This window comes from Bacillus sp. RSS_NA_20, from assembly GCF_020165915.1.
Taxonomy (GTDB): domain Bacteria; phylum Bacillota; class Bacilli; order Bacillales; family Bacillaceae; genus Bacillus; species Bacillus altitudinis.
This window is the reverse complement of sequence record NZ_JAIUKW010000005.1, coordinates 2,499,792-2,515,016: the sequence shown is the minus strand read 5'-3', so window position 1 is coordinate 2,515,016 and position 15,225 is coordinate 2,499,792. Positions and strand designations below refer to the sequence as shown.

The following is a 15,225-nucleotide window of genomic DNA, read 5'->3' as shown; positions in this document are numbered from 1 at the left end:
GAAAGGTGTGAAAACAAATGGCAGGTGGACGCAGAGGCGGTCGTGCGAAACGTCGTAAAGTATGTTTCTTTACTTCTAACGGAATCACGCACATCGATTACAAAGATGTTGATCTTCTTAGAAAGTTTGTTTCTGAGCGTGGTAAAATTTTACCTCGTCGTGTAACAGGAACTAGCGCTAAGTATCAACGTAAATTGACATTAGCGATTAAAAAATCACGTCAAATGGCATTACTTCCATACGTTACTGGTGAGTAAGTCGTTGACTTAAAAGCGAAGGGCCTTGAGCTCTTCGCTTTTTTTATTTGTCTCACTTTTATGAGAAAGTCGTTTCTGGCAGTCTAACTAGGGGAAGTATGTAAAAAGAGAGTCAACGTGACAGTTTGTTCTATACAAATACTAGGTTAATCTGTCATATTGGTATTTTAAAATATACTTGCAGTCAGGGCGTGGGAAGATGATTGAATTTAAGAATGTATCGATGCGGTTTTCTGATGACCGCTATGCCGTTCAATCTGTTGATTTGGAGATTCAGAAAGGTGAATTTTTTGTATTGATTGGACCTAGTGGGAGCGGGAAAACGACGACTTTGAAAATGATCAATCGTCTCATCTCTTCTACAGAAGGTGAGATTTACATAAAGGGTCGAACCATCAGCGATTATGATATTTATGAGCTGCGCTGGGATATTGGTTATGTGCTTCAGCAAATAGCGTTGTTCCCTCATATGACCATAGAAGAGAATATTGCTGTAGTGCCAGAGCTGAAACAATGGAAGCGGACTGAGACGAATCAGCGTGTTGATGAGTTGATGTTCATGGTGGGGCTTGAGCCTTCTACCTATCGACATCGAAAGCCAGCAGAGCTTTCAGGAGGACAGCAGCAGCGAGTCGGCGTAGCACGGGCACTTGCTGCTGATCCTGAGATTGTCCTAATGGATGAACCTTTTAGTGCGTTAGATCCACTGACGAGAGAGAAATTACAAGATGATCTGCTTGAGTTACAGCGCCGTATTCAAAAGACCATCGTTTTTGTGACACATGATATGCAGGAAGCCATGAAGCTTGGAGATCGGATATGTGTGATGAATGAAGGAAAAGTGGTGCAGGTTGGACGCCCAGAGGAATTGATACAGCATCCAGTTAATCCATTTGTGCGGGAGTTTGTTTCAGGAGCTGCCCGTCATGTAGACCATCAAGCATTTGAGCTGACAACTATTTATCAGCCCATGCCTCAAGAAGATCTGTTAGGCGATGAGGTGGTCTCCATCCATGCGTCGCTAGAAGAGGTTCTATCTCGACTGGCAGAGCATGAAGAGCTTGTTGTTGAGAAGGATGGAGAACGGATCGGGCTCATCACTCGTCAAGCGGTGATTCAGTATTTAGCCGGTACTTCTGCTGAGAGGGGCGAGACACATGAATGAATGGACTAGTGTGCTATGGGCTCGAAAAGATCAGCTCGGACACGCCTTACTTGAGCATATTCAAATTTCCTTCATTGCGTTATTTCTAGCGATTTTGATTGCCATTCCATTAGGGATTTATTTAACGAGAGTCCCTAAGATAGCAGAGTGGATCATTGGGGTGACGGCTGTCTTGCAGACAATTCCGTCTTTGGCGCTGCTTGGACTTCTGATTCCTCTCGTTGGGATTGGTCAAGTGCCCGCAATTATCGCTCTTGTCGTCTATGCTCTGCTTCCTATTTTAAGAAACACATATACAGGCATTCGTGAGGTCGATCCGTCGCTCCGAGAAGCGGCGCTCGCTATGGGGATGAATCACCGCAAACGCTTATTAAAAGTAGAACTCCCTCTTGCTATGCCTGTGATCATGGCAGGTATCCGAACAGGGATGGTTCTTATTGTAGGGACAGCCACTCTTGCAGCTCTTATTGGGGCAGGCGGATTAGGGAGTCTGATTCTGCTTGGAATTGATCGGAATGATATGTCGTTGATCATCATTGGTGCTATTCCAGCTGCATTACTTGCGCTCTTATTTGATGTGGTTTTGCGGACACTTGAGAAAATCTCCTTTAAAAAAACCGTGATCTCTGTGACGGTCTTTGCTGTAATAGCAGGAGCAGTTGTCGCTGCCCCATTGCTGTTTCAACAAGAAAAGAAAGAGATCACCATTGGAGGGAAGCTGGGGTCAGAGCCTGAAATTTTGATCTCCATGTATAAGCTTTTAATTGAGCAGGATACAGATATCCAAGTCAATCTTAAGCCTGGTCTTGGTAAGACGTCCTTTGTTTTTCAAGCACTGCGATCTGGTGATATTGACATCTATCCTGAATTTACAGGGACAGCGATTTCTGAATTTCTGAAAGAAACAGCGAAAAGCACGGATAAGGAAAAAGTGTATGAGCAAGCGCGTCAAGGTTTGGCGTCATCCTTTCAGCTTCAGCTTCTTCAGCCGATGGCTTATAACAATACATATGCTTTAGCCGTGCCTCAATCACTAGCGGATCAATATGATTTATCAAAGATTTCAGATCTGGGTCAAATCAAGAATCGTATACGTGCTGGCTTTACTTTAGAGTTTTCTGATCGTCAGGATGGATATTTAGGCATTCAAAAAGCTTATCAGTTTTCTTTTGGCGATGTGGTCACGATGGAACCGAAACTTCGATATCGAGCCATTCAAAAAGGGAATATTCAGTTGGTCGATGCGTATTCGACAGACAGTGAATTGAGACAATACAAGTTGAAGGTGCTTGATGATGACAAGCATGTTTTCCCGCCCTATCAAGGAGCGCCCTTGCTAAGACAGGAGACATTAAAAGAGTATCCTGAGATTGAGGCCTCTCTCAACAAGCTCGCTGGTCAAATCACAGATGATGAGATGAGAGAAATGAATTACGAAGTCAATGTGAAGGGGAAAGATGCATTTCAAGTAGCCGAAGTCTATTTAAAAAAGAAAAAATTGCTTCAATAATCAAGGGAAAGCAGGTCTGCTATAACAAAGCGGCCTGCTTTTGAAAAGAAAAAAACAAAAATCATTGACATCTATTTCAAAAAAGAATATTCTTAATTCGAGATAAATATATTTTTTGGTCATATATCTCGAATTCGAGATAATATAAAAGCGTCAGTCAAGACATAATGAGTAGAGACATGTTACGTCATGAAGAGGAGGTCATTAGAAGTGAAGAAAACAGAAGGAATTCACCATATCACAGCAATTGTTGGTCATCCTCAGGAGAACGTTGATTTTTATGCAGGTGTTTTAGGTCTGCGTCTCGTGAAAAAGACCGTCAATTTTGATGATCCAGGCACATACCATTTATATTTTGGAAATGAAGGAGGTTCTCCAGGTACCATTATTACGTTTTTCCCTTGGCCAGGTGCACAAAAGGGACAAATTGGAGCAGGTCAAGTAGGTGTGACAACATATGTCGTACCGACCGGTGCCTTCTCTTTTTGGAAGGAACGCCTTGAGCAGTTTGACGTTTCTTATGAAATGATTGAACGCTTTGGTGAGGCCTTTCTCTCATTTGAAGATCCGCACGGTTTATTGATAGAACTTGTAGAGCGTGAAGAAGGAAAACAGAATGACTGGACATTTAATGGGGTGACACCAGAAGTAGCGATTAAAGGGTTTGGCGGAGCTGTTTTATTAACTTCACAGCCTGAGCAAACGATGCAGCTGCTAGAGCAAACGATGGGACTTGAAAAAGTCGGCACAGAAGGAGATTATGTGAGATTCCGTTCGTTTGGAGAAATCGGCAATGTCATTGATGTGAACAAGACACCTGTTGCACGAGGACGTATGGGCGTGGGAGTTGTACATCATATTGCGTGGAGAGCAACAGATGATCAGGATCAATTAGATTGGCAAAGACATGTTGCGCAAAGCGGATATCAAGTGACGCCTGTGCAAGATCGAAATTATTTCAATGCGATTTATTTTAGAGAGCTTGGCGGCATATTATTTGAGATTGCGACCGATCCTCCAGGGTTTGCACACGATGAATCTGTGGAAACGATGGGTGAAGCGTTGAAACTACCACCGCAATATGAGGCGCAGCGTAGTCAAATTGAACAAATCGTGCTGCCGATTGAGGTAAGAGAAATCAAAGGGAAAGGGGATTCATGATGAAGCATCTTTTTCAAAAAGGAAAGAATGAACAAAAGCCTGTCCTTCTCATGCTGCATGGAACTGGCGGGACAGAGCATGACTTATTGCCGCTTGCAGAAGTGGTAGACCCTGAAGCATCTGTTCTTAGTGTGAGAGGAAATGTATCAGAAAACGGCATGCCGCGTTTTTTCAGGCGTTTGGCAGAGGGTGTTTTTGATGAGCAAGATTTAATTGAGCGTACAGAGGAATTATATACATTTATCGGGGAAGCAGCAGATAAGTATGGATTTGATCGTCACAATGTGGTAGCCATCGGCTATTCAAACGGGGCGAACATTGCTGGAAGTCTGTTATTCCATTACGGAGATGCGTTGAAAGGAGCGATCCTGCATCATCCAATGGTCCCAAGACGAGGGGTTTCATTACCTTCATTAGCGGGGAAACAAGTCTTTATAGCAGCTGGTGAAAATGACCCAATGTGCCGTCCTGAGGAATCTCAGGAACTGGAGCAACTGCTTCAGGAGGCGGGAGCATCCGTAACGCTTCATTGGGAAAATCGTGGACATCAGCTAACGAGAGAAGAAGTCGATGCTGCGGCATTGTGGTATCGTCGTCAATTTAAATAAGGTGGGGAATACAGGTGGGATTTTTACAGAAGCTATTTGGGCAAACCAAACAAAAGGAGATGGAACAAATGGAAAACGTAAAACTAGCGATTATTTATTATAGTTCAACAGGTACAAACTATCAGATGGCAAAATGGGCTGAGGCTGGAGCGAAAGAAGCTGGTGCTGAAGTCAAAATTTTAAGAGTTCCTGAATTGGCACCAGAAGCAGTTGTTGCATCAAATCCAGCATGGAAAGCACATTTAGATGAAACAAAAGATGTCCCTGAGGTTCAGTTAAGTGACTTAGAGTGGGCGGATGCCATTATTTTCAGCATGCCGACACGTTTCGGTAACTTACCGGCTCAAATGAAACAATTCTTAGACACAACAGGCGGTTTATGGTTCCAAGGGAAACTAGCAAACAAAGCAGTGAGTGCGATGACATCTGCACAAAACCCAAATGGCGGACAGGAGCAGACAGTTCTGAGCCTGTATACAACGATGTTCCACTGGGGAGCCATTATTGCCGCTCCTGGATACACGGATGATTCCCTATACGGCGCAGGGGGTAACCCTTACGGTGTGAGTGTGACTGTTGACCAAAATGGAAAGATCCAAGAGGATGCAGAAGCAGCCGCAAAACATCAGGCGAAACGTACAGTGAATGTAGCAGAATGGATCAAAAAAGGTCAAAACGCTTAATAGATGTATACAAAAAGAATGCAGCCACTCCGCTGCATTCTTTTTTCATTAATAAGGATCTGAAGGGGTGCTGTTGTTGATCGCATCATTGACAGCCTGTGCCGCGCCTGTTGATCCAATTGGTCCGCTTGGCTCCTCTTGTTTGAAGGCTTTTAAGCCATCGGCCACACGTTTTCCGTAGTCAGGATCAGCTTTTGTAAAGTTTTCGATCATTTGGTCTTGGATGTCTTTTTGGCAGGTAGCTAAGGTGTTGACTAAGTTTTTAATCAGTTCCTCACGTTCCCAATCATTGAAGCGGCGATAGGTTTCTCCCGCTTGTCCGAAATTGTTCGGGCGGTCAATGGCTTCTCGTTTGACTTCACCCTCTACAAAAGGCGTATGATCCTTTCCATCTTGCTGCGCTTCTTTTAATCCCCCGAGAATGGACGGTTCATAATTCACATGGGGGTTTTGTCCTTTTCCTTGATCCACATGATATTCCATTTGCCCATCTCGCTGATTGGTGGCAACATGCTTTTTCGGGGCATTGATCGGCAGCTGTAAATAATTTGGCCCGACACGATATCGCTGCGTATCAGAGTATGAGAAGGTACGTCCTTGCAGCAATTTATCATCTGAGAAATCTAATCCGTCTACAAGAACCCCCGTCCCAAAGGCAACCTGTTCCACTTCTGCAAAATAATTTTCTGGATTTTTGTTTAGCACCATTCGTCCGATTGGTTTCCATGGATAGTCATCCTTGTACCAGAGCTTTGTCGGATCGAGTGGATCAAAGTCTAGATGGGGGTGGGTGTCATCTTCCATGATTTGCGCGTATACTTCCCATTCAGGATGATCCCCTTGTTCAATGGCTTCATATAAATCCTGTGTGGCATGATTAAAGTTTTCCCCTTGAATGGCTTGGGCTTGTTCTTGTGTCAGGTTGCGAATCCCTTGCTTCGGTTCAAAGTGATATTTGACCAGTACTGCTTTTCCTTCATGATTCACCCATTTATAGGCATGGACGCCAGAGCCTTGCATGTGCCGGTATGTGGCAGGAATGCCCCATGGCGAGAAGAGAAATGTCACCATATGTGTTGCTTCAGGTGATTGTGAAACGAAATCAAAAATGCGCTCACCATCCTGACGATTGGTGACAGGGTCAGGCTTAAAGGCATGAACCAAATCAGGGAATTTCAAAGCATCTCGAATAAAGAAAATTTTGAGGTTGTTCCCAACGAGATCCCAGTTGCCGTCTTCTGTATAAAATTTGATCGCAAATCCCCGCGGATCGCGTAAAGTTTCTGGTGAATGTCCGCCGTGAATAACAGAAGAGAATCGAACGAAGACAGGGGTCTTTTTTCCTTTCTCTTGAAATAATTTGGCTCTTGTATAAGTGGAAATGTGTTCGTCACCGAATGTACCGTAGGCTTCAAAGTATCCGTGTGCGCCGGTACCTCGTGCGTGAACGACACGTTCAGGGATGCGTTCACGATCAAAATGACTGATTTTCTCTAGGAAATCGTAGTTTTCAAGCGTAGTCGGTCCTCTATTCCCAACGGTTCTCATGTTTTGATTATCTGTTACCGGGTGACCTTGGCGATTCGTCAAGGTTTCTTCTGACTCTGAAGATGATGTAGGCTGTTGATCTTCTTTCAAGGTAGAATCCCTCCTTCAATATCTCCTTAACAATATGGTCATGTTGCTCCCTATTTCATACAAGGATTGATATAATGAGTGAAAACTTTTATGAGGAGCGGACCTAATGATTCGATTACACTGCCTTCACGCACATCCATCTAATATTTCTTACATTGACGACGCTTTCTATGACACAGGATTTGATCTGCATCACATCGTCGATTCATCATTTATGGAACGAGCCAAACAAGATCCCGCATTTGATCTTGAGCAGCAGCAAACCTATGCGATCAACAGACTCATGCAAGAAGCAGAGGCTGATCTTGTTTTATTAACGTGTACACAATACATTGCGGCACTAGGGGAGCAGCACCTGTTCAAACAACCAATTGTTCCGATAGATGAGCCGTTATTTGAGCAGATTTGTGAGCGAGAGGGTCCGCTTCAGCTGGTGTTTTCAAACCCAGATACAGTAGAAGGAACGATGAAGCGACTGTCTTCATATGTAAAAGAGCGGGGAAAGCAGTTGAAGGCAGAAGTGGTTGTGCTAGAGGATGTCTTTCATCTTTGCTTGAACGGTGATATACAAGCCTATCATGAGCGAATCATGGAACAGTTAAGGCAATCTGTGAAGCAGCAGCATGGAGATATTTGTGTGATGCAGCTCTCGATGGTTCACGCTGCAAAGCAGGTGGAGCAGGAAACAGGAGTGTCCATCATTCATCCGCTATCACCACTCAAACCATTTGTTTATCAAAAAATAACGGCTTTAAAAGAGTGAACCCGTCAGGTTCGCTCTTTTTGTATAGAAACGTAAATGGGATGACATGTTAAAAAAATAATGGAGCGCAAACTATTTTTAACAGGTGCGCGTCTATCCAATGTAAGAAATAACAGATGCGCATTTAAGATAAAGGAGCTCTTTGTAAAATGAAGAAACGAAAGATTGATGATCAATTTGCGGATTACGTAATGGAGCATAAACACAGTTTTTATCGATTGTCCTATAGCTATGTCAAAAACCCAGAAGATGCGATGGATGTCGTTCAAGAGGCGATTCATAAAGCACTCAAATCTGTTCACCGATTAGAGGATGCGACCAAGATGCATAGCTGGTTTTATAAAATCGTCGTAAACGCTGCCCTCGACTTTTTACGAAAGAAGAAGCGTGTGCAAGTGACAGACGATGACACGCTGGAATTTTTATCACAGGGTGAATCGGATGTCTATGAGGATCAAGATGTCAGACGGGCGATAGAAGATTTGCCGGAGATGTATCGGGTCATCATTATATTAAGATTCTTTGAGGATTTAAAGCTAGAGGACATTGCTCATATTCTTGGAGAAAATGAAAACACCATTAAAACAAGATTATATAAGGCGTTGCGGCTTTTAAAAGTAGAATTATCGCAGGAGGAAATATAAATGGATAAGCATTTGGAACAGTTAAAAGAGGAATATTTAGAAATCCCTATTCCCCCGGAATACGATGCTATGGTTGAACGGACATTAAAACGAAAAAACAAGAAACCTCATTTTCAGAAATGGACGATCGGACTTGTTGCTGCGGCTGCTTTATTTGTCACCACTGTAAATGTCAGTCCGCAGGCAGCAAGAGCGATTTCAGAAGTACCCGTCATTGGAGAGCTTGTGAAAGTCGTGACGTTCACAGAATTTAAAAAGAGCGATCAAGGAACAAATATTGATCTCAAAACACCACACGTTTCAGGGCTTGGGGACGGAACATTACAAGACAGCCTGAATCAAAAATATTTAGCTGAAAACAAAAAGCTGTATCAAGATTTTGAAAAGGAAACAAAGGGTTATAAAAATGGTCATTTGAGTGTAGAGAGCGGATATGAAGTAAGAACAAATAATGATCAAATTCTTTCACTAGGTCGATACAAGGTGACGACTCAGGCTTCTGCGGCAGAGGAAATGACATATGATACGGTGGATAAGAAAAACCATGTACTCATTACATTACCAAGTCTATTTAAAGATGACCGTTATATTGATGTGATTAGTGAAAATATTAAAGAACAAATGAAGAAACAGATGAAAGAGGATTCAAATAAGATTTACTGGATGACGAAGCAAGATACGGTTGATCCGTTTAAGAAGATTCAGCCAGATCAAAGCTTCTATATCAATTCAAAAGGCAAACTGGTGATTTCCTTCAACGAATATGATGTGGCGCCTGGTTACATGGGTGTAGTTGAATTCACGATTCCAACAAGCGTGCTAAAGGATATTCTTGTCAGCGATATGTACATTCACTAAAAGAAGAAAAAAGACTGCTGAAGATGTCAGCAGTCTTTTTGAGTTTATGAAGAAAGTGCGTCTGTTAGTGCAGGCACGACTTGTTTCTTTCTTGATACAACACCTTTTAGTAAAGCAGTGTTGTTTTCAAGTGTGACATTAAATGCTTTTTCTACTTTTGCTGCTTCAGCACCAAGTGCAAGCGCAAGAGAGTCATTTTCTAGAATGTCTGTGATCACTAAAACAAATAGATCAAGACCTTTCGCTGCGATAACTTCATTGATTTTTGCTTCGATGTCAGCTTGTCTTGCTGTTACTTCAGCAATATCAACTGTATTAACTTGTGCAATTTCGACTTTGCTGTTACCTAGTGCAAATTCTTTTGCATCCAGTGTGATTAATTCTTGAACTGTTTTTTGGCTTAGGTCAGCTCCTGCTTTCAGCATATCTAAACCATATACTTCAGGGTCTACTCCTGCGATTTTTGCCAGCTCATGCGCAGCATCAACATCCTGCTGTGTGCATGTTGGGGATTTGAATAGCAAGGAATCAGAAATGATCGCAGACAAAAGCAAACCAGCGATTTCTTTTTCAATTGTGACTTGGTGCTCTTTGTACATTTTGTTTAAGATCGTTGCTGTGCAGCCAACTGGCTCAGCACGATAGTAAAGAGGTTCACTTGTTTCAAAGTTGGCAATACGGTGATGGTCAATGACCTCTGTCACTTGTACTTGATCAATATCGCTTACACTTTGTTGGAATTCGTTATGATCGACAAGAATGACTTGTTTTGTTTCGTTTGCAGCCGTTTCAATGAAACGAGGTGCTTCTTGTTTAAAGAAATCTAATGCGTATTGTGTTTCTCCATTGATTTCTCCAAGTCTGACAGCTTCTGCTTGAACGCCAATTTTGTTTTTCAGATCAGCGTAAGCGATAGCAGAGCAAATCGTGTCTGTGTCAGGGTTTTTGTGTCCGAATACGAGTGTTTTTCCCATGTGAATTCTCCTTCTTACTTTTATTGATGATGTTTCTATTCTAACAGCTTTTGACCTTGAATTCAGGGTTTATAGCTAAGAATAATCTAAAAAATTGTAACATGCTGTCTGAAAAGTTGCATGTACAAGACGATCTAAGTTGTTCCACGTGAAACGTTCTTGAGATAGCCTGCATTTTACTTGAGATTTACGGCTATGGTAAAATAAAGGTTGGGTCAAGATATGACGGAGCGTACATCGTACGTATACATAGAAGTACACATTGAGCAAGATATAGAAAAATGATTGGATTGAGGTGAAGGTGTGAAACAAACAAAAGCGTTAGTAGAAGGCGCTATCATGATCAGTATTTTTGCGGTAATGACGCTGTTTTATTTGTATGTGCCACTTTTAGCCATTATTTTCTTCATGGCTGCTCCGATTCCGATCATTCTCTATACAATCAGGCATGGCTTGAAAAAAGGAATTGCGGCTGGCGCTATTGGCATAGTGATCAGCTTTTTAATTGGGTCTATTAATGGGCTGTTAAGTGCGCCAATGCTGATTGCTGTTGGAGTAGGTATGGGTGTTTTCTACAGCAGGAGGCAGCCAGGTCAGGCGATTATTACGGGTGCGCTGATCTACTTATTCAGTTTTCTCATTTACTTTGTTGTCAGTGTCCAGCTGTTTCAAGTAGATATACTGGGTGTTGCAAAGGAATCAATTGACCAAATCATGCCGATGGTAGAGAGTACCTTAAAACAATCTGGCGCTTCTGATCAGGACATAGCAAAACAACTCAAGCAGTTTAGAGAATTGCAGGATACGGCATTAAATTCTTTACCTGTAGCGCTTTTGATTTTTGTCACGCTGATGTCTTTCGTCAATCATTGGTTTGTGCGGCCGTTGATCAAACGGTTTGTTCCAGACATGCCAGCTCTTAAGAAATTTAAGGATATGCGACTGCCAAAAAGCATGGTATGGTATTATTTACTCACACTGCTTTTGATGCTGATTCAGCCGGAGAAAGGCAGCTTTTTATCGCTCGTGCAAACGAGTGCTTTTCAAATTTTATTTATACTGGTGCTTATTCAGGGCTTTTCTTTTATCTTCTATTATTGCCACGAAAAAAACATCTCAAAAGTGGTACCCATTTTTGCCGTCGTATTGACGATTCTCTTTCCGCCAATCGGTGTGATTGTGCGTATTATAGGGATTGCTGACATAGGCTTTGATTTAAGAGAAAAAGTAAAAACAAATAATTCACTCTGAATGTTGAGGAGTTGATATCAGTGCCAAGCTTCTATCGAAAACCTGTCATCAAGTATCCGATCTTCGCGTTAATTGTTCTTGCGGTGATCACAGTCCTCCTCAACCTTTATTTTAATTGGATCATAGGAGCGGTTGGTCTTTTAGTCCTTGCGGGTGTGCTCTACTTTTTAAAGTGGGCAGATACGCAGGTGCAAAAAGAGATTGATTCATATATTTCAACATTATCCTATCGAGTCAAAAAGGTTGGAGAAGAAGCATTAATGGAGATGCCAATTGGTATTATGCTGTTTAATGACCAGTATTATATCGAATGGACCAATCCATTTCTCGCTTCGTGCTTCCATGAAAGCACACTTGTCGGCAGATCCTTGTATGATACATTTGAATCCATTGTGCCTCTTATTAAACAAGAGGTTGAGACAGAAAATGTGACGCTGAATGACCGGAAATTCAAAGTCATTATTAAACGGTCAGAGCGCCTTTTATATTTCTTTGATGTCACGGAACAAGTGCAGATTGAAAGACAGTATGAAAATGAACGAACGGTGTTATCTTATATCTTTTTAGACAATTATGATGATGTCACACAAGGTCTCGATGATCAGGTGCGCAGCGCGATAAATAGTGAAGTCACATCGCTGTTAAACAATTGGGCACAAGAATACGGCATTTTCTTAAAAAGAATTTCATCTGAACGATTTATGGCGGTATTAAACGAGAGCATCTTAGCAGAGCTTGAAGCGTCGAAGTTTTCCATTTTAGACGAGGTTCGTGAGAAAACAGGGGCACATAGCGCCACACTTACCCTTAGTATTGGAATCGGTGCGTCTGTTCCTTCTTTAAAAGAACTTGGCGCACTTGCGCAGTCGAGTCTTGACCTTGCCCTCGGACGAGGCGGGGATCAGGTAGCGATTAAACAGCCGAATGGGAAAGTGAAATTCTACGGTGGAAAAACCAATCCAATGGAAAAACGGACACGAGTACGCGCACGGGTCATTTCACATGCTTTAAAAGAAATTGTATCTGAAAGCGGTAATGTCATGATCATGGGGCATAAGTTCCCCGACATGGACTCTATTGGTGCCTCGATCGGGATTTTAAAGGTTGCTCAGGCGAATGGAAAAGAAGGTTACATCGTCATTGATGCCAACCAGATTGGGGATAGCGTTCAACGCTTAATTAGTGAAATTAAGAATTATGAAGAACTTTGGTCCCGTTTTATCACGCCTGAGGAAGCGATGGAGCTTGCAAAGGATGACACATTGCTTGTGGTCGTAGATACACATAAACCGTCGCTTGTGATGGAAGAACGACTGCTAAATAAGATCGAAAACGTCGTTGTCATTGACCACCATAGACGTGGTGAGGAATTTATCCGTGATCCTTTACTTGTCTATATGGAGCCGTATGCTTCATCTACAGCAGAACTGGTGACAGAGCTGTTAGAGTATCAGCCGAAGAAATTGCGGATTAACATGATTGAGGCCACAGCACTTCTTGCTGGGATTATCGTGGATACGAAGAGTTTCTCCCTCAGAACGGGGTCAAGAACGTTCGATGCAGCATCCTACCTTCGTGCAAAAGGGGCAGATCCTGTCCTTGTGCAAAAGTTTTTGAAAGAGACAGTCGATCATTACATCAAACGGGCAAAGCTCATTCAGCATACAGAGCTGTATCAAAATCAGGTAGCGATTGCTTCCTTGCCGTCTGACAGATCTGAGTATTATGATCAAATTACGATTGCACAGACGGCTGATTCTCTCTTGTCGATGAGTGAGGTTGAAGCATCGTTTGCTGTCGCAAGGCGAGATGACGATACGGTCTGTATTAGTGCAAGATCGTTAGGTGATATCAACGTTCAAATCATTATGGAAGCATTAGATGGCGGCGGTCATTTGACTAACGCTGCGACCCAGATTTATGGTATAACCATTGAAGAAGCGGTAGAGAAGTTAAAAGCTGCCATAGACGAATATTTCGAAGGAGGGGTTCAAAGATGAAAGTCATCTTTCTAAAAGACGTAAAAGGCAAAGGAAAAAAAGGCGAAGTCAAAAATGTAGCTGACGGATACGCTCACAACTTTCTCATCAAACAAGGGTTAGCTGTTGAAGCAACTCCAACGAACCTAAGTGCATTGGAAGGGCAGAAAAACAAAGAGAAAAAGAATGCCATCCAAGAGCTTGAGCAAGCGAAACAATTAAAAGAAACACTTGAGGCGCTGACAGTGGAACTCACTGCTAAATCAGGTGAAGGCGGTCGTCTATTTGGTTCGATTACAAGCAAACAGATCGCTGATAAATTGCAAAAAGAACATCAAATCAAACTCGATAAGCGTAAAATCGAGTTGAATGATGCCATCCGTGCGCTAGGATACACAAATGTACCGGTGAAGCTTCACCCAGAAGTACAAGCAACATTAAAAGTGCACGTCACAGAACAAGCATAAACAGAAAAGAACCCGTCTCCTCGTGAGGCGGGTTCTTTGTTTATGATGGATCTGAAATATAGACGCTTCGTCCAGCACGCATACCGGATATAAACATAAAAAATAGGACGATGATAAATATGATAATGGCTGGCGTCCATGTATGTGTCACATCAAAAAGGATACCGATCATGAATGGACCAACAGCGGCTAATAAATAACCGAGTGACTGCGCCATTCCAGAGAGGGCAGCTGCTTGTTCCATATTGGTTGTTCTTAATCCAATAAATGTGAGGGCAAGACTGATACTGGCCCCTTGTCCGACGCCGATGAATAGCACAGAGATGACAAGAATAGGCGTCGACCCTCCGAGAAGGAGACCAATCATGCCGAGTAAATACACAAGGACAAGGCCGACGACAAGCGGTCTTTGCGTTTTTAATTTTTCTGCAAAAACGGGCGTTAAGAAGGTCGATGGCAGACCAGTGAACTGCATAATGGATAGCATCCATCCTGCCGTTGCCAGGTTCATGCCATGTGATGTCAAAATATCAGGAAACCATGCGATACTGCTGTAGAAAAGGAATGATTGCAAGCCCATAAAAAAGGTCACCTGCCATGCGACACGTGAACGCCATATTGGCTGCTCTTTGAGTGAAATGCTTTTGACAGCCGCTGTGTTCTGATGAAGAAGCTGCGGCGCCCACACCATCATCGCAAGAAGGGCAAGTCCGGCCCAGACAAGGAATGATGTATTCCAGCCGCCAGGCATCGCATGACTGAGCGGAACGCTGACACCAGATGCAAGTGCAGCAAAAACGGACATCGATGTCGTATACACGCTTGTCATTAATCCAGCATGTGCAGGGAATTTATGTTTCACAAGTCCAGGTAAAAGCACATTACAAATCGCAATCCCGACACCGACTAGCGCCGTTCCCATCATTAAAAAGGTGATGCTGCCAAATGAACGAATGACAATCCCAAAGAGCAGGACAGCAAGCCCAAGCCAAAGTGTTCGTTCATTCCCAAGACGTTTTCCGATTTTAGGTGCAATGGGAGATAGCAATGCGAATGAGAGCAGTGGTAATGTCGTGAGGAAACCAGCCAGTCCATTTGAAAGCTGTAAATCAGAACGAATGGCACCGATCACAGGGCCAACAGACGTAATGGCTGGCCTCAGGTTAAAGGCAATGAGTAAAATCCCAGCAATCAGCAAAATGGTTTGCCCTGTACTGCGAGGATGAAATGTTGATTTTTCTAGTTGTTGTTCCATGAATGTAAACTC

At 42.8% G+C, this 15,225-nt stretch carries 15 protein-coding genes; 12 read left to right on the top strand and 3 right to left on the bottom strand.

What is annotated here, in order from left to right; translation table 11 throughout:
* Window positions 1-17 precede the first annotated feature (17 nt).
* The 6 genes from rpsR (at window position 18) to wrbA (ending at window position 5,384) form a co-directional block, all read left to right on the top strand.
* Window positions 18-257: a 30S ribosomal protein S18 gene (rpsR, locus tag LCD32_RS18530; protein ID WP_008347556.1), complete on the top strand. Its 240-nt coding sequence runs from the start codon at window positions 18-20 to the stop codon at window positions 255-257.
* A 199-nt stretch (window positions 258-456) separates the two neighbouring features.
* Window positions 457-1,422 (top strand): ABC transporter ATP-binding protein, encoded by a 966-nt coding sequence (locus LCD32_RS18525; RefSeq protein WP_060781610.1) that lies wholly within the window; start codon window positions 457-459, stop codon window positions 1,420-1,422.
* The gene (locus LCD32_RS18520) at window positions 1,415-2,932 is read left to right on the top strand and encodes an ABC transporter permease/substrate-binding protein (protein ID WP_060781609.1); all 1,518 of its coding nucleotides are present in this window, start codon (window positions 1,415-1,417) and stop codon (window positions 2,930-2,932) included. The genes LCD32_RS18525 and LCD32_RS18520 overlap by 8 nt, the downstream gene beginning before the upstream one ends.
* 189 nt (window positions 2,933-3,121) lie before the next feature.
* A complete protein-coding gene (locus LCD32_RS18515) occupies window positions 3,122-4,093 on the top strand; it encodes a ring-cleaving dioxygenase (protein ID WP_007497450.1) in 972 nt (323 codons plus the stop codon).
* A complete protein-coding gene (locus LCD32_RS18510) occupies window positions 4,090-4,701 on the top strand; it encodes an alpha/beta hydrolase (RefSeq protein WP_058214363.1) in 612 nt (203 codons plus the stop codon). The genes LCD32_RS18515 and LCD32_RS18510 overlap by 4 nt, the downstream gene beginning before the upstream one ends.
* 68 nt (window positions 4,702-4,769) lie before the next feature.
* On the top strand, window positions 4,770-5,384 hold the full coding sequence (wrbA, locus tag LCD32_RS18505) for an NAD(P)H:quinone oxidoreductase (protein ID WP_205630560.1): 615 nt from the start codon (window positions 4,770-4,772) through the stop codon (window positions 5,382-5,384).
* Between the two features lie 48 nt (window positions 5,385-5,432).
* On the opposite strand, the gene katX is transcribed toward wrbA, so the two are convergent.
* Window positions 5,433-6,932 carry a catalase KatX gene (gene katX / locus LCD32_RS18500; protein WP_235629406.1) on the bottom strand — a complete coding sequence of 500 codons (1,500 nt, stop codon included), beginning with the start codon at window positions 6,930-6,932 and terminating at the stop codon, window positions 5,433-5,435.
* A gap of 196 nt (window positions 6,933-7,128) precedes the next feature.
* On the opposite strand from katX, the gene LCD32_RS18495 reads away from it, so the two are divergent.
* From LCD32_RS18495 to LCD32_RS18485, 3 genes are all read left to right on the top strand, one after another.
* Window positions 7,129-7,785 (top strand): hypothetical protein, encoded by a 657-nt coding sequence (locus LCD32_RS18495; RefSeq protein ID WP_224564502.1) that lies wholly within the window; start codon window positions 7,129-7,131, stop codon window positions 7,783-7,785.
* 149 nt (window positions 7,786-7,934) lie between these two features.
* Window positions 7,935-8,429: an RNA polymerase sigma factor gene (locus tag LCD32_RS18490; protein ID WP_007497431.1), complete on the top strand. Its 495-nt coding sequence runs from the start codon at window positions 7,935-7,937 to the stop codon at window positions 8,427-8,429.
* Window positions 8,430-9,287: a DUF3298 and DUF4163 domain-containing protein gene (locus LCD32_RS18485; RefSeq protein WP_017359882.1), complete on the top strand. Its 858-nt coding sequence runs from the start codon at window positions 8,430-8,432 to the stop codon at window positions 9,285-9,287.
* Between the two features lie 44 nt (window positions 9,288-9,331).
* Here LCD32_RS18485 and LCD32_RS18480 read toward each other — a convergent pair whose 3' ends face one another.
* Window positions 9,332-10,261 (bottom strand): manganese-dependent inorganic pyrophosphatase, encoded by a 930-nt coding sequence (locus tag LCD32_RS18480; RefSeq protein WP_008347534.1) that lies wholly within the window; start codon window positions 10,259-10,261, stop codon window positions 9,332-9,334.
* 303 nt (window positions 10,262-10,564) lie between these two features.
* Here LCD32_RS18480 and LCD32_RS18475 point away from each other — a divergent pair, with 303 nt between their 5' ends.
* Genes LCD32_RS18475 through rplI form a run of 3 tightly spaced genes read left to right on the top strand, consistent with a single transcriptional unit; the run spans window position 10,565 to window position 13,958 of the window.
* Window positions 10,565-11,512 carry a YybS family protein gene (locus LCD32_RS18475; RefSeq protein WP_035704094.1) on the top strand — a complete coding sequence of 316 codons (948 nt, stop codon included), beginning with the start codon at window positions 10,565-10,567 and terminating at the stop codon, window positions 11,510-11,512.
* A gap of 20 nt (window positions 11,513-11,532) precedes the next feature.
* Entirely contained in the window at window positions 11,533-13,512 is a 1,980-nt protein-coding gene (locus LCD32_RS18470) for a DHH family phosphoesterase (RefSeq protein WP_017359884.1), read from the top strand.
* Window positions 13,509-13,958, top strand: a complete 450-nt coding sequence (rplI, locus tag LCD32_RS18465; protein WP_007497423.1) for a 50S ribosomal protein L9 — start codon at window positions 13,509-13,511, stop codon at window positions 13,956-13,958. Before LCD32_RS18470 ends, rplI begins: the two co-directional genes overlap by 4 nt.
* Window positions 13,959-13,998: 40 nt before the next feature.
* Here rplI and LCD32_RS18460 read toward each other — a convergent pair whose 3' ends face one another.
* Window positions 13,999-15,213 (bottom strand): CynX/NimT family MFS transporter, encoded by a 1,215-nt coding sequence (locus LCD32_RS18460; RefSeq protein WP_017368453.1) that lies wholly within the window; start codon window positions 15,211-15,213, stop codon window positions 13,999-14,001.
* Window positions 15,214-15,225 lie beyond the last annotated feature (12 nt).